A 26,264-nucleotide genomic window follows, 5' to 3' on the forward strand; every position below is an offset into this window, starting at 1 on the left:
GGCGCCTTAGACCTTCTTCGCCTTGAGTTCCGCCAGCGCCTGGGCCACGCGGCCGATCACTGGTCCCCACTGGCCCCATTCCGTCTGCCGGAACAGCCGGACGGAGGGATACCAGGGCGTGTCGTCGCGGTTCTGCAGCCAGCGCCAATCCGGCAGCAGGGGCAGCATGACCCAGGCCGGGCGGCCCAGCGCGCCAGCCAAATGCACCGGCGAGCTGTCAATGGAGACCAGCAGGTCGACCTCCGTCAGGATGGCGGCCGTGTCCTCGAAATCACGGATCTCGGGACTGAGGCTGACGACGTGCTTGGCCATGGCGGCGGGCGGGTTCAACGCCTGCTCTTCCTTCGGACCCTTTTGCACCGAGAACAGGGTGATACCGTCCTGGGCCAGCGGCGCCAGCATCTCCAGTTCCATGGAGCGGTTGGCGTCGTTGAAATGGGTGGGGCGGCCGGCCCAGAGGAAGGCGACCTTCAGGCCCTTGTACGGCGCCAGGCGCTTGCGCCAATGCTCCCGCCGGTCGGGCAGCGCCGACAGGTAGGGCATGGGCTCGCCCGGCAACTGGCTGAGCTGCAGGCCCATGATCATGGGCAGGCTCATCATTTCCGCATGGACATCGAAGTATGGCGGCAGCTCACCACGCAGGGTCAGGGCATCGAAGCCCTTCATCCGCCGGGCCAGACTGGCCGTCTCATGATTGATTTCCAGGATGACGTTGGCCTGGCTCTTCTCCTTGGCCCAGGCGACCATGCGCATGAACTGGAAGGTATCGCCGTAGCCCTGCTCATCATGGATGAGCAGCGTCTTGCCCGGGATGGGCCGGCCGTCCCAGCGCGGACGCTGAACCTTGCGTTCAATGCGGGTGGTGTGGGCCAGGCTGTAGCGGTAGGCGTATTCGCGCCATCCGCGGTCGAACTCCCCCAGCAGCAGCAAGGTTTCCGCCAGGTCGAAGCGGGTGGACAGGTGCCCTGGCAGGGCCTCCACCAGCATTTCCTGGATGGGCTTGGCCTCAAGCACCCGCCCCTGCACGCGCAGGGCCTGGGCCAACAAGGCCCAAAGCGTCACCGGGCCGGTGCCGCTGGCCAGCAGGGGCCGGATCATGGCCTCGACCTCGACACCCCGCCCCGCGATCAGCATGGGACGGACCTGCTGCTCCAGTTCCTTCATGTCCATGGCGGCGGGCCCCGTCAGGTGGCGGCCGGCTTGCGACGGCGGCCGGCCGGCTTGGCCGCCTCCACCGACTCAGCCGCAGGCTCAGGCGCGGCCGCCTTGACGGCGGCCTTGGGCGTGGCCTTCCGGGCGGCCGGCTTCTTGGCCGGCTCCGCCACCGTCGGGGCGGGCGCGTCCGGCGCGTTGGGGTCGATGCCCAAAGCGGCCAACAGCGGCGTGAGCTGGGCGGCGAAGGGACGCCAGCGGCCGACGCTGCTGCGGAAGATGGGCTGGCGCACCTGGTTCAGGCTGGCGGTGCGGATGGTACGCTGGGTCTTGTGGAAGTCCAGGCAGGCGGGGTCCCAGGCCAGGCCGCAGAACTCGATCAGGCGGCGAGCCTGGCCTTCCAGGTCGTCCACCACATCCTCATACTGCACCTCGATGAAGCGGTCGGCCGGCAGCACGGCACGCCAATGGTCCATCAGCCGTTCGTAGGCCCGATAGAACTGACCCAGTTCCGCCAGATCGTAGGTGAACAGCTGTTCGCGGGTGAACAGCTTGGTGTAGCAGGACAGGCAGGTGTCCACCGGATCGCGGCGCACATGGATGATGCGGGCGTCCGGCAGCGCCAGGTTGATCAGGCCGGCGAACAGGAAGTTGGATGGCATCTTGTCCACGACCTTGCGGCGGCTGCCGGCCAGCGGACGCACGAAGTCCAGGTAGCGCTGACCCAAGCCGCCACAGATTTCCGGCGTCAGGTGGGGAGCGGTCTGCGGATAGGGCCCCAGCTGATTCACCAGGGCGTTGAAGGTCGAGAGTTCACCGGCGGCGGCCACCTGCGGGTGGCTGGCCAGGATCTGTTCGATCAGGGTGGTGCCCGACCGGGGCATGCCCAGCACGAACACCGCCTGGTCGCTGCCCGCCAAGGTGGCCTTGGCCTTCCCGAAGATGCCGGCCGGGAAGGCGGCGGCGATGTCGGCCATCCAGCGTTCGGTCGCAGCGGAATCATAGCTGAAGGTGGCGCGCTTCTGGCGATTGCCCTCGTTCAGGTAGCCGAAGGCCCGATCGGCGTCGCCGATGTCCATCCAGGCCTTGCCCAGGGCGAAGTTCAGGGCGGTGCGGTCCGTCTGCGACTGCAGGGGGTCGGGCCCGTACAGCAGGGATTCCATCCGGGTGACGGCGGGATCGCCCGCCTGGAAGCGGTGCAGGTCGGACAGGTTGAACCAGGCGGAGGCAGAGCGCGGATACTGCGCCAGCACCTGTTCGAAGGCGACCTTGGCCTCACCCTTGTCGCCGCGCTCCATCAACACGACGCCCCGGTTGATCAGGGCCTTCTCCGGGGCGAAGCCCAGCGTCTTCGACGCCTTGTCGAAGGCGGCCAGCGCCTCTTCATGAAGGCCGACAGCCTGCAGCACCTCACCCAAGACGTTCTGCGCCTCGCCATTCTCGGCCTGGATGGAAACGGCGCGGCGGGCATCGCCCAGTGCTTCCTCCAGTCGCTCCAGGTGGCGCAGGGCCGTGGCGCGCACGGTCAGGGCGCCGGCATGCAGGGGGGCGTAGCTCAGCAGCGCGTCGATCCAGCGCAGCGCCTCCTCATTCCGGTTGCGGCCCAATTCCACCGCCGCCGCGTTGATGTAGGCGTCCGACAGGCGCGGGTTCAGGTCGATGGCCTTGCGCGCGGCGGCCAGCGCCTCGTCCGGGCGGCCCAGATCGTTCAGCAGATTGGCCAGGTTGCTTTGCGCCTCGGCATAGGCGGGCGCCAGGTTCAGGGCGTATTCATAGCGCTGGCGGGCCTGGTCCAGCCGGCCCATGCGCTTCAGCGTGTTGCCCAGGTTGTTGTGGGCCTCGGCATAGTTGGGCTGCAGCGCGACCACCCGCTCCAGGCACGACAGGCTGTCATCCAGCTTGCCCGCCTCCTGCAGGATGATGCCCAGGTTGTTCCAACCCGCCACCAGGGTGTTGTCCATCGTGACGGCACGGCGGGCGGCGACCTCGGCCTCCGCCAGCAGACCGCGCTGCCGCAGCATCTCACCTAGGTTGCTGAGATAGACCGCGGGGACGCGGGGCGCCTGGCAGGCGCGCCGCAGGTGGTCGATGGCCAGGTCCAGATTACCGTAGGCGTGCGCCATCAGACCCATCAGGTGCAAGGCGTCCGACTGCCCGGGCCAAAGCGCCAGCACGTGTTGGCACAACCGTTCGGCCTGGTCGGCCTGGCCGGCGTTCCAATGGGCATGGGCCTGGCCCAGCGCCTGCTCAACGGTCATGGTGTTCTGCGGTTGGGTGCTCATGGCTTCGCGCGCTTCGTCAGGAAGGGGTCGGGGCGGGTATTGGTTCAGGGCGTGCGTTTGGGCGGCACCGGCAGGGCCTTCAACGCCGCCGCCAGGCCATTCAACTGCACCGGGATGTCCATGGCGGCCTTGTCGCCATTGATGTAGCGGACGGCAAGAACCTTACCGCCGGTGAAGTGGTCCAGAACCTTGCCGTCTTCAAGGTCCGCCGCGGCGACGCAACCGCCCTGCTGGCAGGCGTCGAAGGGCAGGGCCAGCGGCTTGTCCTGGTCGACGGTCAGGGTGATGCCTGGTTGCAGCAACACGCCCAGCGGCGTGGTCAGGATCAGGCGCGGCTTGCCTTCCGGCCCCAGGTAGCCGATCTGAACATGCAGCATCATGACATTCTGCGGGGTGACGATGGCGAACTGCTCGACGTAGCAGATCTCGGCCCCGGCATCGGTCTTGGCGCAGCTCTTGGACCATAGCGGCCCCGGCGCCTGCTTGACCTCCGGCCCCTTGGCGGCGGGGGTGCCCGCGGAAGGCGCCTTGACCGGTTCAGCCGCCGCTGCGGCGACCACCATGTGCGCCATCACGGTGCCGGCCGCCACGACAGCCGCCACTGCCCTCGCCATCATGCTCATCTCGGTACTCCGGCCCCTGCAAGTATGCGGTACATCCGCTTATAGAATGAAATGGCGGCATCCCGCCACGCCCGAACACGGTCCTGGTCCTGCGGGACCCTTGCCCCGCATGATTGGGCATTAAGGGACTAACCAGCAGGGCGATAACAACGTCAAGTGCTCAAACGCTTTTCCGCCAGCATTTGTCTGATCGGGCACTTGGCGGCCGATGTACCCAGCGAAATCACGAGCCGCATCTGATCAATTCTGATAATTATGGCAAGTATCAACCAAGATATGGCGGCTCTTCATACGGCCGTGGGGCGGCGAACCGCTGTTTGATTCGCGCCCAGCGGCGGTCAAAAGGCCCAGGTGGCGCGTAACACGCCGGCGTGGCTCTGGTAATCGTGGCGCAGGTCGCCCGTATATTCCAGCCGCAGGCTGACACCATCCCCCTGGCGGAGGGTGGCGCCAACACCGATGGCCACGCCATCGGCGTCAACCTGGGCGGTGGTGCTGGCGAAGGCGACACCGGCCAGCACGCCCGTCGTGGCGACGGGGCCGTTCAGGTAGTCATGCACCCAGGCCAGCCGCACCTCCGGCGCCAGCGTGCCCAGCCCGGTATCGATACGGGTGGCCAGGACCGCGCCCACCTCCTGCGTGAGATTGCTGGTGACCAGGGCATCGACGGACAGGCCGGCGATTCCGGCATCGTGTTCCTGGTAGCCGTGGTTGGTCAGCCGGACGGCCCGCAGGCTGTATTGCGGCGTCAGGGTCAGCGCCCCCGCCAGGGGCAGGTCGTAGCCCACCGCCACCTTGCCCAGATATTGTTCCCCCCCATAATCGGCATTGGCCCGCGCACCCAGGAAGCCGATCCAGCGGCGTTGGTCGAATTGGTTGTACCCAACGCTGACCTGACCCTGGACGGACAAGCGCCCCCCGATGGCGTCCGGCCGCCAGACACCGTAGGCCGTCAGTTGGTAGCTGCCCACGCGCGTCAGGCTTTGGGCGGCCGTCCCCTGGCCAACGGCGGCGCTGTTCAGCCAACTGAAGGCCAGGCCGGCCATCACCTGGTCATCTGCGTAGCCGTCGACGCCGATGACCAGACCGGCGCTGGAGGCGCGATAGCCCGCCACGTCCGCGGTGGTGGCGCGCAAGGCGCCGCCGCCCAGAACCTCTCCCCATAGAACGCCCCGCTGGCCCCCGGATCCCGCCGCAGCACCGCTGCCCATCACCGCCGCCACGGTCTGCTGGCGCTGACTGATGGCCGTGGTCGTGGGGATGGTCATGGTCAGGGCCATCTGCGGCGTCGTCTGGTTGGGCGCCAGTTGCGCCACCGCCCTTTGCTGGTCGGCGCCCGACAGGCCGGACAGGGGCGTCAGCACCGCCGCCTGGAAAGCCGTGGCTGCGGGGCCGCCGCCGGCCGCGATCCTATCCAGCGCGGTCCCGGTGCCCATGGCCGCCCCCCCTTGGGCCCGCCCCACCGCGGCATAACGGACAGTGGCCGGCGGGGTGGGGATTGACGGACCGGTGGGCGTCGTCGTGCCGCCCCCGGTGGTACCACCGTTGCCCGTGCCGCTATCCGTCCCATCGGGGCCATTACCGCCTGAGCCAGAACCCGAACCAGGATCCGTGCCGCCCCCTGGGGTCCCACCAATCGTTTCCCCCGTGCCTCCCCCCTGGGTGCCCCCTGTCGTGCCCCCTGTGGTGCCGGAACTGGCGGTGTTCAGCGTCAAGACCAGTTGGGTATGGCCGCCGCTGGTGACGGTGGAACTGGTCACCGTGTAGCCGGCCGCCGTCAGAGCCAGGTTCGATGCCGTAAGGCCGGCGCCGGCGGAGACGATGGTGTAGCTGCCGGGCGTCAGTGCGCCGCCCCCTGTGGGCCTGAGCGTGACCGCCCCGCCCGTCAGGCTGGCGCTGCCGCTGATCACCAAGCTGCCGTATCCGCTGGCGGAGGCGACGCCGATCACCAGGCCACCCCTCGTCTGGCTGTAGCTGCCGGTGATGTTGATGGCGGTGTTGACCAACAGGGTGGCGCCGCTGTTGACCACGCCATGGGCGCCGACGTCCAGATGGTCGTTCAGCAGCAGCGTGCCGGCGATGAAGCGCACATCGGCCAGGCGGCTGGTGATGCTGCCCAGCCGGCCGGCTGCGCCCGTCAGTGTACCCGGCGCATCGTCGGTACCGCCGCTGATGGCCAGGGCGATGGTGGATCGGTTCACGATGTCACCGGCGATGACCCCACTGTTGGCCAGGGTGCCCAGGGCGCCGCCGGCCGCGATGTACAGCGCCGTGGCACCACCGGCGGTGTTGGCCAGGGTGCCGGTGACATCAAGCCTGTCGAGGCCGCCGCCGACATAATCGTTGCCGGCCACGGCCAGCAGGTCGCCACCCTGGGTGACGCCGGTGGCGGACAGTCCTTCGATCCCACTGGTCACGGTGGCGCCCCCGTAGCGCGAGCCCGCCCCGGCGTGGATCAACGTGACGCTATCGCCCACGCGGTAGGTGCCACCGGCGTCGACACCCGCCGATACCATGCCACCGGAAACAGTGGCCGCGCCGCTGACGCTCAGCACATGGCCACCGGCGACCAGCGTCCCCGCCGTCTGGTTGAAGGCGCCAATAAGGACCACGTCCCGGGACAGAATGAGGGTGGCGCCCGTGTTGGCCACCGTGTGGCCGGTCGCGTCGATGGCGTCGCCCAGGCTGATGTCACCGGCCACGAACGCCAAATTGCTGAGGGTGTTGCGGATGGTGCCGCCGGCCAGCGTGGCCATCGTGCCGCCACTGCCGCCCGTCACCGCCAGGTCGTTGCCGCTGGCGTTGACCACATCGCCGATGATGGTGCCGGTGTTCGCCAGCGTGCCCAGAGAGCCGGCGGCGGTGATCATCACCACCGTCGCGGCGGAGAGCAGGCCGCTGTTGGTCAACGTGCCCAAGGTGCCGCCGACATAATCGCTGACCAGGGTCAGGATCAGGTCGGTCGCGGTGCCATTGGTGGCGGTGCCCAGGGTGGCGGTGAAGCCGGTGGCCGCGGCCGTCAGGCCGCTGGCGGACAAGGCGCCCGCCGCGATGAGGGTGTAATGATCGCCCACCAGCAGGTTGGCCCCCGCCAGCGCCGCGACCGCCATCGTGCCGCCGGTCAGGCTGGCTGTACCGCTGACCGTCAACTGGCCGGCCGACGCCCCGCCGATGCCCGCCACCAGCGTGCCGCCCGTCTGGGCGTAGTTGCCAGTCACGCTGACGATGCTGGACAGCAGCACCGACGCCCCGCTGTTGACCAGCGTATGGGCGCCCACATCCACCGCGTCGTTCAACAGCAAAGCGCCAGAGGACAGCACCACATCCGCCCCGCCGCTGACGAGCGTGCCCTGCGCCCCGGCCAGCCCCGTCAGCGTGCCCGTGGCGGCGCCAGAACCCCCGACGATGCTGAACGTGTTGGCCGAGGCGTTGATGATCCGCCCCGCGATCACACCGCTGTTGGCCAAGCCGCCGATGCTGCCGCCGGTGTACAGCGCGGTGGCACCGGTGATCAGCCCGCTGTTGGCGAGCGTGCCGATGGTGCCGGCGTTGGAAAGGCCGCGCGTGATCCCCCCCAGGGTGCCGCTGTTGTTCAGCGTGCCGACCTGCCCGCCGCTGGCGACGTGGACGGCGGCGGCGGCGGTGATGACGCCACTGTTGTCCAGCGTGGACAATGTGCCGCCGATATAGTCGTTCAACGCCGTCGCCAGAAGGTCGTTGCCACTGGCCCGTCCCGCCACGGCCAGCCCAGTCACGCCGCTGGCCACGGTGACACCGGCATAGCTGGACCCGGCGCCGCCTTGGACCAAGGTGCCCACCAGGGCACCCACAAGATAATTGGCCGCCCCGTCAGGCGACGCCATCACCGTGCCGCCGGTGACCAGGGCGGTACCATCGACCACCAACCGCGCGCTGGAGGAGGTCAGGTTCAAACTACCCCCCGCCTGGGCGTAGGCGCCCGTGACACTCACCACAGTGTCCAGCACCACGGCGGCGCCGGTATTGACCAGCGTGTGGCCGCTGACATCGACCCTGTCGTTCAGCAGCAGTTGGCCGCCGCCCAGCACCACATTGGCGAGGGTGCTGGAAACGGTCGCCTGCCCACCATGGGCGCCGGTGTAGGTGCCCAGGCCGACACCGCCGGACAGCGTCAGGACAGTCGCCGACAGGTTCAGGATGTTGCCGATGATGGTGCCCTGATTGACCAGCCCAGCCAGGGTGGCGCCACTGTTGAGGCGCAGGGCCGTGGGGCCGACGATGGTACCGCTGTTGCTGACGGTGCCGGTGGTGCCCGACAGGTCCAACGCGAAGCCGGTGCCGCTGATCAGGCCGGCATTGGCCAACCGGCCCAGGGTGGCGGCGTTGGCGATGGCCTTGTAACCGCTGATCGTGCCGGTGTTGTCCACCACACCCAGGGTGCCCTGACCGTTGTAAAGGCCCTCCCCCCGGCTGATCAGGGTGCCGCTGTTGCTCAGCGTCCCCACGGTGCCGGCATTGACCAGACCATCGCTGCGGCCGCTGATGGTGCCGCTGTTGGCCAGGGTGTCGATGGTCCCGGAATTGTCCACGCCGGTGAGTTGCGCGTTGATGGTGGCCAGGTTACGCGCCTGGCCGATCCATCCCCGATTCAGCAGGCCGGCCTGTGTGCCACCGCTCAGGGTGCCGGTGTTGACCAGGGTGGCGATGCTGCCGTCATTCCAGAGGCCGGCGCGGCCGGCGATCAGCCCGCTGTTGCTGAGGATGCCGACGCCGCCCAGCGTGTGGACGTAAAGGGCGGTGCTGGCGGCGTTGACGATGCCGCCATTGTCCAGGCGGCCGATCGTGCCCTGGTTCAGCAGGGCGATGACCGGCCCCTCGATGGTACCGGTGTTGGCCAGGCTGCCGATGGAACCGATATTGACCACCCCGCCGGAAAAACCCGTGATGAGCCCGCCGTTGAGGAAGGTGCCGATGCTGCCGGCATTGAACAGGGCGTGCCGGCCGAAGCCGATGCCATCGCCAATGCGCCCCTGGTTCGCCAGCGTGCCGATGCTGCCGCCGTTATAGAAGGCCGTGGACCCGGCGCTGAGGCCACCAGCGGCGGCGATGGCGAGGCTGGCGATGGTGCCGTCGTTCCGCAGCGCGATGGCCGCCCCCTGTATCGTGCCGCTGTCGACCAGGGCGCCAATGCTGCCCTGGTTCAGCACGCCGGCCGTGCCAGTGAGGGTGCCGGCGATGGTCACCAGGGCGATGGCGCCGGTGTTGGCGAGGCCGGCGACGGTGCCACCCGCCACGGTGGCCGCAGCGGTGATGGACACGGCGCCCAGCGTGCCGGCGTTGGCATAGCCCGGGGTGGTGCCGGTCAGGGTCACGTCCTGCGGCCGGGCCGGACCCGCCACCAGCGCGACACCCAATGCCAGCAGGGACGGCGCCCCCCTGAGCAGCCCCCCCGACGCAGCCATCTCCCGCCCCATGTCGTCCCCTCCCCGCTTGGATCGTGGCGCGCCCCCATTACGGGCGGCCGCCCCTTTCAAGCGCGCCGGATGGGCCTTGGCCTGTGACCAAACCGTGGCTGGCCAGCGGACATAGGTGGCATTTTCAACAAACTTGCGCCTTTTCCATCACTTGCATCCCGGTAAGTATTTTGGGCAGGCGGGACACCGCAGCATCTGGGTCAGAACCCCACCGCCGCGGCCGGCATCACCTGGGCGAAGGGGCCGCCCAGCGTCAGGTTGTGGTGCTGGATGATGGCACCCGCCGCCAGCGCCGGCGTGTCGATCGTGGTATGGGCATCGCCGGCCAGCACCGCCTCGAACCCCAGGTCGCGCGCGGCCCGGCAGGAGGCGTCGACGCAATATTCCGTCTTCATGCCCGACAGCACCACCCGGCCGATGCCATGGTCGCGCAGCAGGGCGGCCAGGTCCGTGCCGGCGAAGACGCTGGGCCGCGACTTGCGCACCACCAGGTCGCCGGCCTGGGGCGCCAGCTGTTCCACCAGTTGCCAGTCGGCCGAGCCCGGCGCCGCCCGCGATCCATCGGGCCCGTCATGCTGGACCAGCACGACCATGCCGCCGGCCCGACGGGCGCGGTCGGCCATGTCCTGGATACGAACCACGACGCCAGCACCGCCATGCGGCGGCACGGGGCCGTGAAGCAAGCCCACCTGCATGTCGAGCACGATAAGGGCGGAAGAGGAACGACGGGAAGGTTGGGGGCTCATGGCGATCTCCGTTCAGGGTTGGAACGGAGGCGCCGCTGGCCATCTCCCCCGTCCCGTTAGGGCGGGGGTTGCGGAACGACCTGGCCTTACGCCGACAAGCCCGTCCCGCACCGCCCGCCGATGGCGGTGGTGGTGACGGTGGTTTTGACGGTCAGGGCGAAAATGGCGTTCATAGGCGACACCATGCGGGCAGGAGGGGAACGGCGTCAAGTACCCTTATCCAAGCCAGCGCCCCAGCGACGGACCACCAGGCGGTCAAGGGCCAACGGTGCCGGGGCGCAGATCGGGCAATGCGGAATCATATCGCGCGCTTGGGCTGTTACCCCCCTCGCCCTGGTTATCGAGGGGGCCTATGGTGGGCGTCGTTGGGACCCGCGCCAGTCCGGCACGCACGTCGAGGAGAGTTCCATGGCCCCCGTCGGTCGCCCCCGCAGCGACGCCAGTCACGCCGCCATCCTGAAGGCGACCTATGAGCTATTGCAGGAGGAAGGTCTGGCGCGGCTGACGCTGGACAAGGTGGCCAGCCGGTCCGGCGCATCGCGCAGCACGCTGTACCGCTGGTGGCCCAGCCGCGGCGCCATCGCCATGGAGGCGACGCTGGACACCATCAACCGCGAAATGTCGCTGGAACCCATGAGCGACAACGCCCTGGCGGAATATCGCCGGCTGCTGAAATCGGTGGCCAAGGCCATGCGCGGCAGCACGGGCCGCATCCTGGCCGGTATCCTGGCGGAATGCCAGCGCGACCCCGAAACCCTGCGCCTGTTCAGGGAGAAGCTGGTGGCGCCCCGCCGGGCGGAGGTGATCCCCCTGCTGGAACGGGGCATCGCCGATGGGTCCATCCGCGCGGACGTGACGCCGCACACCATCCTGGACATGACCTTCGGCGCCATCTTTCACCAGTTGCTGCTGCACATCCCCACCGACGACGCTTGGATGGACGGCGTCATCGGCATCCTGGTGAACGGTATCGCGGCACCGGTCAGCCCGCCTTCGCCTCCAGCAGCTTGACCAGGGCCAACAGGGCGCCGTTGGCGGGCGTGGCGATGCCCAGGGCGGCGCCCTGGCGCACGACATGGCCGTTCAGATAGTCGATCTCGCTACGCTTGCCGCGCGCCAGATCCTGGGCGGTGGAGGAGAATTGGCCGGGCATGGCCGAGGCCAGCGCCATGACCCGGTCCAGGATGTCGTCGGCGACGGCGATGCCCTGGCCACGCGCGACGGCCACGGCCTCCGCCACCACGTCGGCCATGAGCGCCCGCACCTCCGGCACCGCGACCATGGCGCCATAGGGCACCTGGGCCACCGCCGACACGGCGTTATAGGCGCAATTGATGATCAGCTTGTCCCATAGGGCGGCGGTGACGCCCAGCGACACGCTGGCGGGAATGCCGGCCGCCCGCAGCACCTCGGCCACCCTCTCGCTATCCGGCCCCGTGCCCAGGATCAGGTCGCCCCGGCCATGGTGGCGCACATGGGCGGGCCCCGCCATGTCGGTCGCGACATACACCACCACCGGCACCACCGGCCGGCCCAGCACGGCGGCCAGCCGCTCGGCGTTGTCGACGCCATTCTGCATCGCCAGCACCACCGCGCCCGGCTTCAAATGCGGCAGCATGGCGCGCCCTGTCGCCTCGGTATCCGCGGACTTCACACAGAACAGCACCAGGTCGGCATCGGCCAGCGCCTCCGGCCCGGTGGCGGCGCCAATGGCGACCGGGCCGTCGAACCCATCCTTCATCTGCAGCCGCAGGCCCTGCGCGCGCGCCGCCTCCACCAGGGCCGGCCGGCCCACCAGGGTGACGGCATGGCCGGCACGGGCCAGCAGCCCTCCGAAGAAGCAGCCGACCGCGCCGGCCCCCATGACACCGATGTTCATCCTGCGTATCTCCCGTGGTGGCGCGTCTTTCGCTACGCGGCGTTGCGGTTAAGGTGCGGGGGCCGGCCGGGAGAGGCAACGCCCGTTCGCTCATCCCTCCCCCGCCGGGGGCGCATCCGGCGGGACGGCGCCGCCCCTTCACCGGCATGCCCCGGCGATCTATCTTCCTGGGCATGCCGCCTGTCCCGCCCCCCAATACCCCGTCGCCCAACCCCTGGCCGCCCCAGGCATTGGCGGGCATGGAGCTGTTCCGCGACCTGGACACCGGCGATCTGGCGGAGGTGATGGCGGCGGCCCTCATCCGCACCGTGCCCCGCCATACCCCCCTGTTCCGTCAGGGCGACCCGGCCCAGCACTGCCACGCCCTGCTGAGCGGCGGGGTCCGCATCAGCCAGACCAACGCCGCCGGCGCCCAGGTGGCCCTGCGCTTCATCGGCGCCGGCGAGATGTTCGGCAGCGTGCCGCTGTTCACCGACCGCCTTTACCCCGCCGATGCCGAAACGGTGGCCGACAGCGTGGAGATCCGCTGGACGGAGGCCGCGCTGCGCCAGCTGATCAGCCGTCACCCGGCCATCGCCCTGAACCTGGTGACGGTCATCGGCCGCCGCCTGATGGAGGTGCAGGACCGCCTGCGTGAGGTCACCACCGGCAGGGTGGAGCAACGCCTGGCCCGCGCCCTGCTGCGCCTGGCGGCCCGCAGCAAGGCGTCGGACGCCGGCACGGCCCTGGCCTTCCCCCTGACCCGCAAGGACCTGGCGGAACTGTCCGGCACCACTCTACACACCGCCAGCCGCACGCTGGCCGCGTGGGAAAAGCGCGGCTGGCTGTCCAGCGGCGGTGCCCAAGGGCGGTCCCGCATCACCGTGCATGATCTGGCGGCGCTGACGGCCATGGCGGAGGAAGGGCGGGAATAGGGCCCAAAATCCCCTATCCTCCGTCCTTTCCCACCCCCTATAACGGGCCACCCACCCCCGTGCCGGAGGTCTCTCATGCCGCGTACCAGGAAAGCCGTCGCGCTGCGCCATGTGGCGTTCGAGGATTTGGGCCTGCTGGCGCCCGTGCTGGCGGCGAAGGGCTGGACGGTGGAATACCGCGAGGCGCCGGTGGACGACCTGGCCGACCCGGTCCTCGCCGACGCCGACCTGCTGGTGGTGCTGGGCGGGCCCGTCGGGGTGTACGAGGAGGATGCCCACCCCTTCCTGTCCCGGGAAATCACCCTGCTGGAACGGCGGCTGGCGGCCGGACGACCAGTGCTGGGCATCTGTCTGGGTGCGCAGTTGATGGCCAGGGCCTTGGGCGCCAGGGTCTATGCCGGGCCCGTGAAGGAGATCGGCTGGGGCGCGCTGACCCTGACGGACGCCGGGCGCGCCTCCTGCCTGGCGCCGCTGGCGGAGAAAGGCGCGCAGGTGCTGCATTGGCATGGCGACACGTTCGATCTGCCGGCCGGCACCGTGCGCCTGGCCAGCAACGACCATTATGCCAACCAAGCGTACGGCCATGGCACAAACGCCCTGGCCCTGCAGTTCCATATCGAGGCCGATCCCGCGCGCCTGGACCTGTGGTATGTCGGCCACGCGGCGGAACTGTCCGCCGCCGGCCTATCCATCCCCAACCTGCGGGCCGCTGGCCGTGTGATGGCCGCCCGCGCCGCCGACCAGGCGGAGCGTATCATCACCCCCTGGCTGGCGCGCCTGGACTGACGCCGCCATCAATTCCGTCTGCGCCATTTCCGTCAGTGCTTTTTCAAGGACGCCTGCCCATGTTCCAAGCCCGCACCAGCGACACCCCGCGCGACAAGGCCACGCTGTACAGCGACCTGACACTGGACCTGACCGGCCTGCTGACCGATGAGCGCGATGCCATCGCCAACGCCGCCAACCTGTCGGCCCTGCTGTTCACCACCCTGCCGGACCTGAACTGGGCCGGTTTCTATTTCATGCGCAACGCCGCGAAAGGCAATCTTGGCGGCACGCGGGAACTGGTGCTGGGCCCGTTCCAGGGCAGGCCGGCCTGCGTGCGTATCGCCGTGGGCCGCGGCGTCTGCGGCACCGCCGTGGAACGGCGCCAGTCCGTGCTGGTGGAGGATGTGCACGCCTTCCCTGGTCACATCGCCTGTGACGCGGCCTCACGCTCGGAACTGGTGGTGCCGCTGATGCTGGACGGCCAGGTCCTGGGCGTCATCGACCTGGACAGCCCCAACCCGGCCCGTTTCGACGCGGAAGACCAGGCCGGTGTCGAGGCCCTGGCGGCGCTGTTCGTGGCCGGCAGCGACTGGCCTTTGTAAGTTTGCCCTGCGGGCGGCCCCATCCGGGGCCTTGCCATCCTCGCTCTCCCCCTCCGGTGCTCGCTGCGGCATCCGGGGCCCAGTTGTTTGCGCCAGCACAACGATGGCGGTTGGGGAAAGCGCCACCCTGGACAGGATCGCGCCGGTTCCGGCGTGCCTGTCTGGAGGGTTCGCCCATGGTCCCCGTGTCACGCCCCTATGCCGGCCCCCCGCTGCTGACGGAGGGCTTCCGTCCCTTCTTCCTGGCGTCGGCGGCCTGGGCCGCCATCGCCTTGCCGATCTGGGTAGCGCTGCTGAGCGGCGGCATCGCCGGGCCCCCCGGGCTGGATCCGCTGGCCTGGCATATCCATGAGATGCTGTTCGGCTTCGTCATGGCGGGGGTGGCGGGCTTCATCCTGACCGCCATTCCTAACTGGACCGGCCGGTCGCCCTTGCGCGGCGTGCCCTTGGGGGCCCTGGTCGCCCTGTGGCTGGCGGGGCGGCTGCTGGCGCTCGCCGCCCTGGTCTCCACACCCCCGGCCATCGTGGTGGGGGCGGTTGATGCCGGGTTGCCCCTGGCGCTGGCCGCCTATGCCGCGCGCCAGGTGGTGGCGGCGCGCAACTGGCGCAACCTGATGATGGCCGTGCCGCTGCTGGTGCTGACGGCGGCCGACCTGTTGATGGTGGCGGAAGGGGCCGGTGCCGCCGTGCCAACCGGCTTGGGCTGGCGCCTGGGGCTGGCCGCCATCGTCATCCTGATTTCCGCCATCGGCGGGCGCATCATCCCGGCGTTCACCCGCAACTGGCTGGTAAAGCGCGGGGCCATGGCCCTGCCACCGGCCAAGCCCGGCGTGGTCGACCGGCTGGCGCTGGCCAGCCTACATGTCGGCCTGCTGGCCTGGGCCTTCCTGGCCAACGGCCACGGCGTGGGGCCCGTGGCGGCTGGCGGCCTGCTTCTGACGGCCAGCGCCCTGAACCTGGCGCGGCTGGGCCGCTGGCGGGGATGGACCACCCTGGCCGAGCCGCTGCTGAGCGTCCTGCACCTGGGATATCTGTGGCTGGTGGCGGGTGCCGCCCTGCTGGGCGCCAGCCTGCTGACCGGCGCCGTCCCCACCGCCACCGCCATCCACGCCCTGACCGCCGGGTCCATCGGCACCATGATGCTGGCGGTCATGAGCCGGGCGTCGCTGGGCCATACCGGCCGTACCCTCACGGCCGATCGGGTGACGGTCTGGGTCTACGTCCTGGTCAACGGCGCGGCGCTGTCCCGCATCGTGGCCAGCGTGATGGGCGACATGCCGCTGTCGCTGCTGGCCCTGTCGGCACTGGCGTGGGTTGCCGCCTTCCTGCTGTTCGCCGGCCGCTACGCCCCGTACTGGTGCCGCCCCCGGCTGGCCGCTTGAGAGGGGACGGGGCCGGCGCGAACCGGCCCCCGCAGCACCCATGCCGGTCAATGATACCCGGCGTCGGCCTTCACCTTGCCGCGGAAGACCCAGTAGGACCATCCGCTGTAGAGCAGGATGATGGGCAGCAGGAACAGCGTGCCCACCAGCAGGAAGGCCTGGGTGCTTTGCGAGCTGGCGGCCTCCCACAGGGAATATTTGTGGGGCACGATGTTGGGCCACAGGCTGATGGCCAGGCCCAGATAGGCGGTGAGGAACAGGCCGATGCCATAGACGAAGGGCCAGGCGTCATGGTTCCGGCCCAGGCTGCGCCATGTCGCCCAGGCCAGCAGCGCGCTGGCGAGGGGTACGGGCGCCAGGAAGGCGGTGTTGGGCCAAGTGAACCAGCGCTGGGCGATGTCGGGCTCGGCATAGGGCGTCCACAGGCTGACGATGCCGATGCCGGCCAGCACCAGCAGCAGGGCGCGGCGTCCCTGCATGCGCGCCCAATCCTGCAAGCCACCCTCGGTCTTCAGCACCAGCCAGCCGGCGCCCAGCAGGGTGTAGCCCGCCATCAAGGCCACACCCGTCAGGACGGAAAAGGGTGTCAGCCAATCGAAGGAGCCGCCGGTGAACTGGCGCCCCTCGACCTGGAAGCCCTGGATGAAGGCACCCAGTACCGTCCCCTGGGCGAAGGTGGCGACGGCGGAGCCATAGGCGAAGGCGTTGTCCCAAAAGCCCCGGTGCTCCTTGTCCTTGAAGCGGAACTCGAAGGCCACGCCCCGGAAGATAAGGGCCAGCAGCATGAGCAGGACGGGGAAGTACAGGGCCGGAATGATGATGGCGAAGGCCAGCGGGAAGGCCGCCAGCAAGGCGACGCCCCCCAGGATCAGCCAGGTCTCGTTGCCATCCCAGATGGGCGCGATGGAATTCATGATGATGGCGCGCGAGGTGCTGTCCGGGTTCAGGCCGTAGAGCATGCCCACGCCCAGATCGAACCCGTCCAGCAGCACGTAGAAGAAGACACCGGCGCCCAGGATCACCGTCCAGACACCGACAAGGTCGAGAATGGGGCCGTTCATGGCGCGTGTCCTTCAAGGGAGGGGGAGGCGGAACCGTCGGGAAGCTGGGCCAGCGGCAGGGCCACCACGGGCTGGGCGGGGCGGCCGCTTTCCACCGGCGTGTCATTCTGGGCGTCATGGTCCAGCGGGCCGTTGCGCACGATGCGCCGCAGGAACAGCAGGCCGGTGGGATAGATCAGCAGATAGACGGCCAGGTACATCAGCAGGGACAGCAACACGTCACCGCCGGTCAGCGATGGCGTCACCGAATCCGCTGTGCGCATCAGGCCATAAACGGTCCAGGGCTGGCGCCCCACCTCCGTCGTCGTCCAACCGGCCAGGACGGCGACGAAGCCCAGGGGGCCGGCCCATTGCACGCCGCGCAGGTACCAGCCCGCGCTGTACAGCCGCCCACCCCAGCGCAGCAGCCACCCCACGCCGACGATGGCCAGCATCAACAGCCCGGCGCCGACCATGACGCGGAAGGCCCAATAAACCACCAGCACCGGCGGCCGCTCATCCGCCGGGAAATCCTTCAGCCCCTTCACCGCACCGTCCCAGTGATGGGTCAGGTAGAGGCTGCCCAGCTTGGGCACGGTGATTTCCCAATGGTTGGTTTCCGCCTTCTGATCGGGAAAGCCGAAGAGGGAGGCGGGAACACCCTGCCCGCCCTCCCACAACCCTTCCATGGCGGCCAGCTTGGCCGGCTGGTGTTCCAGGGTGTTCAGGCCATGCATGTCGCCCAGCACGATCTGCAGCGGCACGAACAGGGTGAGGAAGCCCAGCGCCATGCGCATCATCACCCGCCCTTCCTCCGGGAAACGACCCTGGCGCAGGGTGTAGGCGCCCACCGCCAGGACGACGAAGGCGGTGGTGACGTAGAAGCCGCTGACCACATGGGCCAGGCGATAGGGGAAGCTGGGGCTGAAAATGATGTCCACCCAGCTGGCTGGGAAGAAGCGCCCGTCGATGACGGTGTAGCCCTGGGGGGTCTGCATCCAGCTGTTCACCGCCAGGATCCAGAAGGTGGAGAGCAGCGTGCCCAGGGCCACCATGCTGGCGGCCACGAAATGGGCCCAGGGCGGCACCAGCTTGCGCCCGAACAGGAGCACGCCCAGGAAGGCGGCCTCCAGGAAGAAGGCCGTCAGCCCCTCATAGGCGAACAGCGGCCCCACCACGTTGGACACGGCATCGGTGAAACGGCTCCAGTTCGTGCCGAACTGGAAGGGCATGACGATGCCGCTGACCACGCCCATGCCGAAGGTGACGGCGAAAACGCGGATCCAGAATTTGGAAATCCGCAGGTAAACGGGCTTGGCGGTCCAGGCGTGCAGGCCTTCCAACATGGCGATGTAGGAGGCGATGCCCACGGTGAAGGCCGGCAGCAGGATATGCCAGGCCACCACCCAGACGAATTGCAACCGGGACAGAATCAACGGATCCAGCAAACTGTCGGTAGACATGGGACTGGTCTCCTTCTCGGATGCCACCGGGCTCCGGCGCCGCTGGAGACGGCCACCCGGTTGAAACACCCTCGGCGTTCACAGGCGGACAGGATCCGCTTAAGCGGGCGAACCGTCCATCGGTCGAATTGTCTAAGGCCTGCGAGGCTTTGAAGGATTGAAGGATTGAATTGAAAAATAACGGCGGCCGTCAGAATAGGGACCATTCCCACAGGGCCGCCTCGCCCGTGAACACCAGCCGCAGGTAGCGGGCACGCACCGGATGCGAAACGATGATGGGGGAGCCGTGCCCCGTCTGGTCGGGGGTGACCCGTTTCCAGGTGCGCCCGTCATCCGACGCCTCGACGCGGAAATGATAAACGTGGGTCGGATACTCCGGCAGAAGGCGGCTTTCCTTGATGGGCCGCACCGCCCCCAAATCCGCCGTCAAAACCGCGGCTTCACCCGGGGCGGGCTTCCACAAGGTGGCGTAATTGTCGTCACCGGCCCGCGCCGGACCATGAAGACCATCGCCACCGCCCACCGCCCGCCACGTCAGGCCGATGGTGCGACGGGGGGCGAACCCGGCCACCGGCGCGTCGTGGCTGGGGATGACGCGCCGCAATAGGCCATCGGCGCCCACGTCCAGACGGTCCACCACGACCTGGCGCAACACCGCGGCATCGGCCGGGGGAAAGGGCAGCCCCTGGCGGTGATACAGGATGTAGGTCTGCCCACCGGACCGGAAAACGGCGTGATGCCCTGGGCTGATGATCTGTTTGTCGGCGTCGGTCGCCAGCAAGGGATTGCCGGGCGCCTCGGTGAACGGCCCCAGCGGGGATTCCCCCACGGCGTACCGGACCTGATAAGTGCCAGCGATGGTGTTGCCGTCGCTGTACATCAGGAAATAGCGGCCGCCGGTCTTCAGCATGAACGGCGCCTCGAAGTAATGCCCGGGCGTGACGTCCCGCGGTTGCCCGTCGAAGGAAATCATGTCGGGGTTCAGCCGGACCACGAAGCAGTGTCCGTTGACCCAGTTCAGTCCCGAGCCCCAGTAGAGATACGCCTGGCCGTCATCGTCGATGAAGGCCTCGGCGTCGATCATATGGTATCCGGGAATGAAATTGGCCGGGATCAGGGGCTTGCCGCCCTTGGCATCCCGCCAGGGACCGGCAGGGGTGGGGGCGGTGCCGACCCATACCTCACTGCCCACCGAGACATACATCCACCACCGCCCATCCCGGCCCTGGACCACCGAGGGCGCCCAGACCTTGGCGTCACCGGAGGTTGGGCTGGTTGCCGCGGCCTTGGTGGGCCAATCCGGCGTGGAAAAGGTCCAGTCCCGACCATTGTCGGACTGCCACAAACCCAACCGATCGTCACCCCAGGGATCCAGGGTGGTGAAGACGTACCATCGGCCCTGCCAGTGCACGATGGACGGATCGGCGGCATAACCAGGCAGCAAGGGGTTGCCTTGCCCAGGCGCGTCCCATGGTGATTCCGCACCGTGCGCGGCGGGAACAACGGGCATGGCCGACAGGACCAGCGCCATCAGCGCATGGCGGGCCCACCCTCCTACCCGTGGAAGGCCAAAGCCGCCCTTCGATGCCCACCCCCTCATAAGGACTCTCCCCAAGGCTGGAAACCAGCGTCCACCCGGGTGCGGATGAACTCACCATGGCTGGGCAGCCGCTGAACCGAGGCGGCGGTCACCGCGGCAATCCTTTCCAGCCTGGCCTGGGCCTCCGTCTCCGGCATGCCGTCGGCCAGGGGATCGTAGCCCTCCGCCGTCAGCCCCTGGCCCTGCATGACCGCCAGCCAACTGGTCTTGGTGAACAGGTCATCCGCCTCGCGGAAGACACGGCCGGTGGCGCGGTAGATGCGCAGACGTTCGGCCAGGGTTTCCGGCACCTCCATGGTCCGGACATGGGCCCAGTACGGGGTATCGGCCCGCTCCGTGGCATGGAAATGCAGGATCACGAAGTCGCGCACGCTGTCGAACTCGGCGGCCATCAGGCGGTTGTAGCGGCGAATGTCCGCCGGCTCGAACGCGCGGGTGGGGAACATTTCCAAAAGCCGGGCGATGCCCGCCTGGATCAGGTGGATGCTGGTGGATTCCAAGGGTTCCAGGAAGCCGGCGGCCAATCCCAAGGCCACACAGTTCTTGACCCAGAAGGCGTCCCGACGGCCCGTGCGGAAGCGCAGCAGGCGCGGCTCCGCCAAGGCCGCGCCATCGAGATTGGCCATCAGCGTCGCCATGGCACCCTCATCGGATAGATGGGCGCTGGCGTAGACATAGCCATTCCCGATGCGGTTGCGCAGGGGAATGCGCCATTGCCAGCCGGCGGCGCGGGCCGTCGACCGGGTGTAGGGCGTGAACGACCCGCCCGGCGCGCACGGAACGGCCACCGCCCGGTCATTGGGCAGCCAGTGCCCCCAATCCTGGAATCCCGCCCCCAGGGCATCGGCGATCAACAATCCCCGGAAGCCGGAACAGTCGATGAAGAAGTCGGCGGTCACGCGCGAGCCGCAAGACAGCGTCACCGCCTCGATGAACCCATCGGGCCGCAGGTCCACCGCCGTCACGCGCCCCTCGCGCCGCGTGACGCCGGCGGCCTCGGCATGGGTGCGCAACAGCTGGGCGTAAAGCGCCGCATCGAAATGGAAGGCGTAGCTGATGCGGGACAACGGGGTGTTGTCGCCCTGCGTGGGCCGCGCGAAGCGGCCAGCCGCGGCGGCGGCGGCGCAAATGGAATAGGCCTCCAGCGGCCCCGCCAACCCACGCGACCGCAGCTTGTGCCACAGGCCATCAAAGGGAACGGGGCCGAAATCGACCCCATGGTCGCCGAAGGGATGAAAATACAGGTGCCCTGGCCTCAGCCAATCAATGAATTCGATGCCCAGCTTGAAGGTGCCCTGGGTGGCGCGCAGGAAGTCATCCTCGTTGATGCCCAGCATCGCGTTGAAGGCCTGGATGGGCGGAATGGTCGCCTCCCCCACCCCGACGGTGCCGATCTCCTCCGACTCCACCAGGGTTATGGCCGGGCCGTGGCGGCCCAGGACACGGGCCAGCGCGGCGGCCGCCATCCAACCGGCGGTGCCGCCACCGATGATCGCGATGTGTCCAAGCGGTCCGTTCTGGCTCACGATGCAACACTCTTCCAGGAAAAGGGGCCGGTGTGGTCCCGATGACCACACCGGCAAGGAAGGGACTCAGTAAGTCGCGCGGACGGAAATGCCGAACCGGCGGTCATTCAGCGTGTATTGCAGCGGCTGGCCTGGGGTATCGATGTAGGTGACGCTCATGCTGTTGGTGAGATTGACGGCATCCACCGTCACAGCGACATGGCGCGACAGATCCACGCTGACCGAGGCGTCGAGGGTGGAGTAGGCTTTCTGATACTGCATCGTGCCGTTGGCGCCGCTGCCGGTCGTGGTGTCGAAGTAAGGGCCGCGCCAGTTCCAAGCGAGCCGGGCCGAAACCGGCCCCTTCTCATAAAGCCCGACAAGATTGTAGCTGTGCCTGGACAGCTTCTCCAACGGCCGCAGCGTCGTGATCGGATTGCCCGACGCATCGTGGGTGGTGAAGTCCACGGCGCTGTACGCATAGGTGTAGTTCGCCTGGAAGCCCAGACCACTGAACAAACCGGGAAGGAAATCGAAGAACTGCTGGTAGGCCACCTCGAAGCCCTTGATCGAACCGCCGCCCGCGTTGGCGGACGTGGCCGTGTCATAGGCCCGGCCGTCATAGGTCCTGACGACGTTGTCCCCGAAGATGAAGCCGTTCGTCTCCTTGTAGAACAAGCCGGCCGTCAGCGACCCTGTGGAGGAGAAATACCACTCCGCCGTCAGATCATAATTATCAGACTTGATCGGATCGAGGTTGGGGTTGCCCTGACTGGCGCTGGGGCGTCCCGTCAGCGGGTTGATCTGGTTGGCGGCGTTCAGGGTCAGGTTGGTTGAAAGCTGATCGAAATTCGGCCGCGTGATCGCTTTCGAATAGGCGCCCCGGATCTGGAATTCGTCCGTGGGGCGGAAGCGGATGTTGAAACTGGGCAGCGGCGACAAATAGGACTTGTCGGTCGCGATCTGCTGGGTCGTGCCGTTGGCGTTGAACTGGGTGCCGGTCGAGGTGAGCTTGGTCTGGGCGAGACGGACGCCGACATTGCCATCGACGGGCATCCCGATCAGTTCCGTCTCATAATCGGCGGTCACGTAACCGGCCACGGTCTTTTCGTTCAGGGTGGTGATGTCCGCCGGCGAGAAGCTCAACTTGCGCTGGGCGCCCAGCAGGGCGTAGGTGGACCCCAGGCTGTTCCAGAGGCCGGAGCCTGGCAGGAATTCCGGATACAGCACCCCGCCCGGCAGCGTGCGCCCGTCGAAGAAATTCGCCGAGGGACCGGATTTGAACAGTTGCGGATACTGGCTGAGGGGCGGCAGCGGCGTGCCGTCCGGGGCGCTGCAACTCGGGTCGGCGGCATTGCGGTACAGGCAGACGCCATTCCAGGTGCCGCGCAGGGTGATGTTGCTGTCGGTATACCGCGCGCCCGCCCGCAAGCGATTGAAGAAGCTGCCCGAATTGTCATAGTCGACGTCATAGGCCAGCGCGGTCTGGTCGGCGTCGTTGCGGGTCAGGGAGTCGGCGATGAACGGCACCGTGTAGTTGCTGACATTGGTCAGCAGCGCCGGATTGCGGACATTCCACACGGGAGTGTCGCCCCGCAGATCAAAGTCGATAATGGATTGGTTGGGTCCGGTGAACCCGGTTTCCCCCGTCTTTTGATGCAGCGAGAGGACCAAGCCATTCCGATCAGCGTCGTAGCGCGACTTCATGTACTGCGCATCGAACTTCATGGTCAGGTGGGACGTGGTCGCCCATGAAACGTTGAAGGTCGCGTTGGTGGAGTCGGTGTCCAGGGCCTGGTCAAACCGGCCGGCCTCGAAAATCTGGTTCGAGATCGACCCGCTGGTCGCGTAACCGTCGCTACCGAAGGTGAAGGCGGCGCCCGGCGTGGGGGCGGGGGTCGACGAGTTGTCGATTGGATAGTAGTAGGCGCCCGTGCGGTCGAACTTATACTTGGTGTACTGCACCTGCGACGTCACCATCAGGTCGGAATTGATCCGCCACTGATAGGCGCCGGCCACGCCGATGCGCTCGCGGTCGCCATTGTCATCATAAATCTGCAAGCCCAGCGGCACCTTGGCATTGCTGGGCGCATTGGCGATGACGCCCGCGGGCACGGCCGCCTGCTGCCCCACCAGGATCGCGTCCTGGCGGTAATCGCTCTTGCCGTAGACGGCATTGAGCAGAAAGCCCATTTCGCCGACGCCGGTTTGCTCGCGGTCACTGTAGAGGGCTGACGCTGAGCCTCCGAACTTGTCGGCGCGGTCGTAATAATTCCCTTTCACGGTGGCGCTGACGATCTGGTCGGGCGCGTCGAACGGCAACCGGGTGCGCAGGTTGATGGCGCCGCCCACGCCCCCCTCGATCATGGAGGCGGGCGGGTTCTTGTAGACGTCGATCCCGGCCAACAACTCCGGCGGAATGCCCTCAAGGTCGAAGGACCGGCTTCCCGCCGCGGAGAACACGGCCCGCCCGTCCATCAGGTTCAGGGTCTGGGTCAGGCCGCGCACCGTGACGGCCGGCTGCGTGCGGTGGTCGAAGTCCGTCGCCCCCTCGCCATATCGGCGCTGGATCTGCACGCCGGTGATGCGCTGCAAAGCCTCGATGGTGTTCGCGTCAGGCAGCTTGCCGATATCTTCCGCCTGGACGGAATCGACGATTTGATCGGCGTTGCGCTTGATGGCCTGGGCCGACCCCAAAGCGGCGCGGGCGCCCGTGACAATGATTTCTTCCAATTCCCCGGTGTCGGTCGACGGCTTTCCCTGGGGCGGGTTTTCCGCCGTCTGAGCCGTGGACTGCTGCGCCCAAGCCGGATTTGAAAAAGCCATGAGGGCGACGACGGCAACGGATGGGGCTGCCATCCGGTGCACCTTGGCACGCTTCATTTTTGATCCTCCCGTTTTATGCCCTGTTCTCCGGAGCACCTGTTCGCCCGGATATCTTATTTTGTATGATTAATATACCAAGGCCATTTGTCATACAAGTTCAAATTTGCAAACGATCGCCGAAACTGCGTGGGCCGGCTTGCGGGGCATTCAGCCGAAGACCAGCAATCGAGAGCCTGCCGGGCGGCGCCTCAACCGACACGGAAGAAATAATCACATATCTACAAAAGACTGATCGGCCCGACGGAAGGCAAAGCGGAATGGGCGAGACCATCCGCGCGCGCCAAAAGCGGGCCACACCCGCCTCAACGCTCAGTTTCAAACTAAACGCCCGCGATAAGTCTTTGATTGTGGGCTTGCGGGCAAGGCCACAGCGATCCGCCAAACTCTGGCTGTAAATTTCACCATCCCTATTGAAGGATTGGGCCGGACCGACAGCGATGGAGGTTTGGCAAACGGATAGCGATTGAATGCATCGCGTTACCTCACACACCAAATGGGATATAGATGTGGCATCGATTTATTTTCGAGGGTGCCCATGAGGCTGTCGAGCTATACGGATTATGCGCTGCGCACGCTGGTGTTCCTGGCGCTGAAGTCCGACGGCCTGGCCACCATCAACGATGTCGCCCAGACCTACGACATCTCCAAGAACCACCTGATGAAGGTGGTTCACCAGTTGAGCTTGCTTGGCTACGTTGAAACCGTGCGCGGCCGGGGCGGTGGCCTGCGCCTGGGCCGCAAGGCGGAGGACATTCGCCTGGGCGAGGTGATCCGCGCCACGGAACAGGAACTGGATATCCTGGAGTGCTTTTCCGACAGTTCCCCCGCACTGTGCCGCCTGAACCCCACCTGCGTGCTGAAGTCGGCCTTGAAGGAGGCGCTGCAGGCCTTCCTGGCGGTGCTGGACGATTACACACTGGCGGACTTGGTGAAGCCCCGCCGCACGTTGACCCGGTTGCTGGATCTGCCGCTGCCCGGGACGTCTGGCCCCGCCTGACCTATCGGAACGCGTGTGGTGCGCCTGATCTGCAACCGCGCCCTGAAATCAAGGAATGGTGACAAGGGCCGCCCCTGCCCGTACCGTTGGCATTGGTGAACCCGCATCCCCCTTGGATGTCATTACGCGATGCTGAAACGACTGCGTGAGGTCCTGATGCCGACCCGGCCCCATCCCGCTCGGATGGCGCCCCGGGTACCGGATGGCCATGCCGTCTACGCCGTCGGGGACGTTCATGGCGAACTCGGGCTGCTGCGCCAATTGCTGGACATCATCACGCAGGACCACACCCGGCTGGTGGCGCGGCACGGGCCCCTGATCGCCGTCCTGGTCATGCTGGGCGATTACGTCGACCGGGGCCCGGACAGCCGGGGGGTGATCGATCTGCTGCGCGGCGGCACCGACGTCACGGGCCGCACCTTGGCCGACAGGGTGCCGGGCTTCACGGTGCACTGCCTGCGCGGCAACCACGAACAATCGATGATGGACTTCCTGGCCGATCCCCTGGCAGCCTTGCGCTGGCTGGACTTCGGCGGCCCGGCCACCCTGCGCAGCTACGGCCTGCCCGCGGTGATGGAAGGGCCCTCGGTGTTGCAGGCCGTGGCCCTGAGCGAGGCGCTGGCGGCCCAACTGCCCCCGTCGCATCTCCGTTTCCTGGACTCCCTGAGCTACCAGGTCGTGTATGGCGACTACGCCTTCGTCCACGCCGGCATCCGCCCCGGCCGCCCCCTGGCCGAACAGACGCCGGAGGATATGCTGTGGATCCGGGCGCCGTTCATGCTGGCGGAAGGGCCGCATGAGAAGGTCATCGTCCACGGCCACACCATCGTGCCCGAGGTGGACATCCTGCCCTATCGCATCGCCGTCGACACCGGCGCCTATCGCAGCGGCCGGCTGTCGGCGGTGGCTCTGCACGGTGCCGACATCCGCATCCTGGACGCGCACCGGTCGACGGCGCTGTAGCGCCGGCGC

At 67.8% G+C, this 26,264-nt stretch carries 18 protein-coding genes; 7 read left to right on the plus strand and 11 right to left on the minus strand.

Annotation, left to right across the window (positions count from 1 at the left end; translation table 11 throughout):
* Positions 1-6: 6 nt before the first annotated feature.
* The 5 genes from FBZ90_RS23505 to FBZ90_RS23525 all read right to left on the minus strand — a co-directional run bounded on the left by FBZ90_RS23505 (position 7) and on the right by FBZ90_RS23525 (position 10,256).
* Positions 7-1,170: a glycosyltransferase family 9 protein gene (locus FBZ90_RS23505; protein ID WP_186456007.1), complete on the minus strand. Its 1,164-nt coding sequence runs from the start codon at positions 1,168-1,170 to the stop codon at positions 7-9.
* Between the two features lie 14 nt (positions 1,171-1,184).
* Positions 1,185-3,434: a tetratricopeptide repeat-containing sulfotransferase family protein gene (locus FBZ90_RS23510; RefSeq protein WP_145735430.1), complete on the minus strand. Its 2,250-nt coding sequence runs from the start codon at positions 3,432-3,434 to the stop codon at positions 1,185-1,187.
* Positions 3,435-3,478: 44 nt separating this feature from the next.
* Positions 3,479-4,057 (minus strand): invasion associated locus B family protein, encoded by a 579-nt coding sequence (locus tag FBZ90_RS23515; protein WP_246130771.1) that lies wholly within the window; start codon positions 4,055-4,057, stop codon positions 3,479-3,481.
* Positions 4,058-4,395: 338 nt separating this feature from the next.
* Positions 4,396-9,498, minus strand: coding sequence for a beta strand repeat-containing protein (locus FBZ90_RS28495; protein WP_246130777.1), 5,103 nt, complete (start codon positions 9,496-9,498; stop codon positions 4,396-4,398).
* Between the two features lie 212 nt (positions 9,499-9,710).
* Positions 9,711-10,256, minus strand: a complete 546-nt coding sequence (locus FBZ90_RS23525; RefSeq protein ID WP_145735431.1) for a cysteine hydrolase family protein — start codon at positions 10,254-10,256, stop codon at positions 9,711-9,713.
* A 408-nt stretch (positions 10,257-10,664) separates the two neighbouring features.
* Between FBZ90_RS23525 and FBZ90_RS23530 the strand changes: the two genes are divergently transcribed.
* Positions 10,665-11,267, plus strand: a complete 603-nt coding sequence (locus FBZ90_RS23530; protein WP_186456008.1) for a TetR/AcrR family transcriptional regulator — start codon at positions 10,665-10,667, stop codon at positions 11,265-11,267.
* Here the strand turns inward: FBZ90_RS23530 and FBZ90_RS23535 are convergent.
* Positions 11,239-12,135 (minus strand): ketopantoate reductase family protein, encoded by an 897-nt coding sequence (locus FBZ90_RS23535; RefSeq protein ID WP_145735433.1) that lies wholly within the window; start codon positions 12,133-12,135, stop codon positions 11,239-11,241. The genes FBZ90_RS23530 and FBZ90_RS23535 overlap by 29 nt on opposite strands.
* 239 nt (positions 12,136-12,374) lie before the next feature.
* On the opposite strand from FBZ90_RS23535, the gene FBZ90_RS23540 reads away from it, so the two are divergent.
* The 4 genes from FBZ90_RS23540 (at position 12,375) to FBZ90_RS23555 (ending at position 15,801) form a co-directional block, all read left to right on the plus strand.
* Complete coding sequence (locus tag FBZ90_RS23540) at positions 12,375-13,049, plus strand: Crp/Fnr family transcriptional regulator (RefSeq protein ID WP_145735434.1); 675 nt, start codon at positions 12,375-12,377, stop codon at positions 13,047-13,049.
* Positions 13,050-13,124: 75 nt separating this feature from the next.
* Entirely contained in the window at positions 13,125-13,835 is a 711-nt protein-coding gene (locus tag FBZ90_RS23545) for a glutamine amidotransferase (RefSeq protein ID WP_145735435.1), read from the plus strand.
* 59 nt (positions 13,836-13,894) lie between these two features.
* A complete protein-coding gene (locus FBZ90_RS23550) occupies positions 13,895-14,419 on the plus strand; it encodes a GAF domain-containing protein (protein ID WP_145735436.1) in 525 nt (174 codons plus the stop codon).
* 176 nt (positions 14,420-14,595) lie between these two features.
* On the plus strand, positions 14,596-15,801 hold the full coding sequence (locus FBZ90_RS23555; RefSeq protein WP_145735437.1) for an NnrS family protein: 1,206 nt from the start codon (positions 14,596-14,598) through the stop codon (positions 15,799-15,801).
* 47 nt (positions 15,802-15,848) lie between these two features.
* Here FBZ90_RS23555 and cydB read toward each other — a convergent pair whose 3' ends face one another.
* The 5 genes from cydB to FBZ90_RS23580 form a co-directional block, all read right to left on the minus strand.
* Positions 15,849-16,862 carry a cytochrome d ubiquinol oxidase subunit II gene (cydB, locus tag FBZ90_RS23560; protein ID WP_186456009.1) on the minus strand — a complete coding sequence of 338 codons (1,014 nt, stop codon included), beginning with the start codon at positions 16,860-16,862 and terminating at the stop codon, positions 15,849-15,851.
* A complete protein-coding gene (locus tag FBZ90_RS23565; protein WP_145735438.1) occupies positions 16,859-18,304 on the minus strand; it encodes a cytochrome ubiquinol oxidase subunit I in 1,446 nt (481 codons plus the stop codon). Before FBZ90_RS23565 ends, cydB begins: the two co-directional genes overlap by 4 nt.
* 190 nt (positions 18,305-18,494) lie before the next feature.
* Positions 18,495-19,814 (minus strand): family 43 glycosylhydrolase, encoded by a 1,320-nt coding sequence (locus FBZ90_RS23570; protein WP_186456010.1) that lies wholly within the window; start codon positions 19,812-19,814, stop codon positions 18,495-18,497.
* 86 nt (positions 19,815-19,900) lie between these two features.
* On the minus strand, positions 19,901-21,430 hold the full coding sequence (locus FBZ90_RS23575) for a tryptophan halogenase family protein (protein WP_145735439.1): 1,530 nt from the start codon (positions 21,428-21,430) through the stop codon (positions 19,901-19,903).
* Positions 21,431-21,496: 66 nt separating this feature from the next.
* Entirely contained in the window at positions 21,497-24,292 is a 2,796-nt protein-coding gene (locus FBZ90_RS23580) for a TonB-dependent receptor (RefSeq protein WP_211102277.1), read from the minus strand.
* Positions 24,293-24,830: 538 nt separating this feature from the next.
* Between FBZ90_RS23580 and FBZ90_RS23585 the strand changes: the two genes are divergently transcribed.
* Together FBZ90_RS23585 and FBZ90_RS23590 are read left to right on the plus strand one after the other, a co-directional pair.
* Positions 24,831-25,292, plus strand: coding sequence for an Rrf2 family transcriptional regulator (locus tag FBZ90_RS23585; RefSeq protein ID WP_145735440.1), 462 nt, complete (start codon positions 24,831-24,833; stop codon positions 25,290-25,292).
* Between the two features lie 129 nt (positions 25,293-25,421).
* On the plus strand, positions 25,422-26,255 hold the full coding sequence (locus tag FBZ90_RS23590) for a metallophosphoesterase family protein (RefSeq protein WP_246130779.1): 834 nt from the start codon (positions 25,422-25,424) through the stop codon (positions 26,253-26,255).
* Positions 26,256-26,264 lie beyond the last annotated feature (9 nt).

The organism is Nitrospirillum pindoramense (assembly GCF_007827955.1).
GTDB classification, from domain to species: Bacteria; Pseudomonadota; Alphaproteobacteria; order Azospirillales; family Azospirillaceae; genus Nitrospirillum; species Nitrospirillum amazonense_B.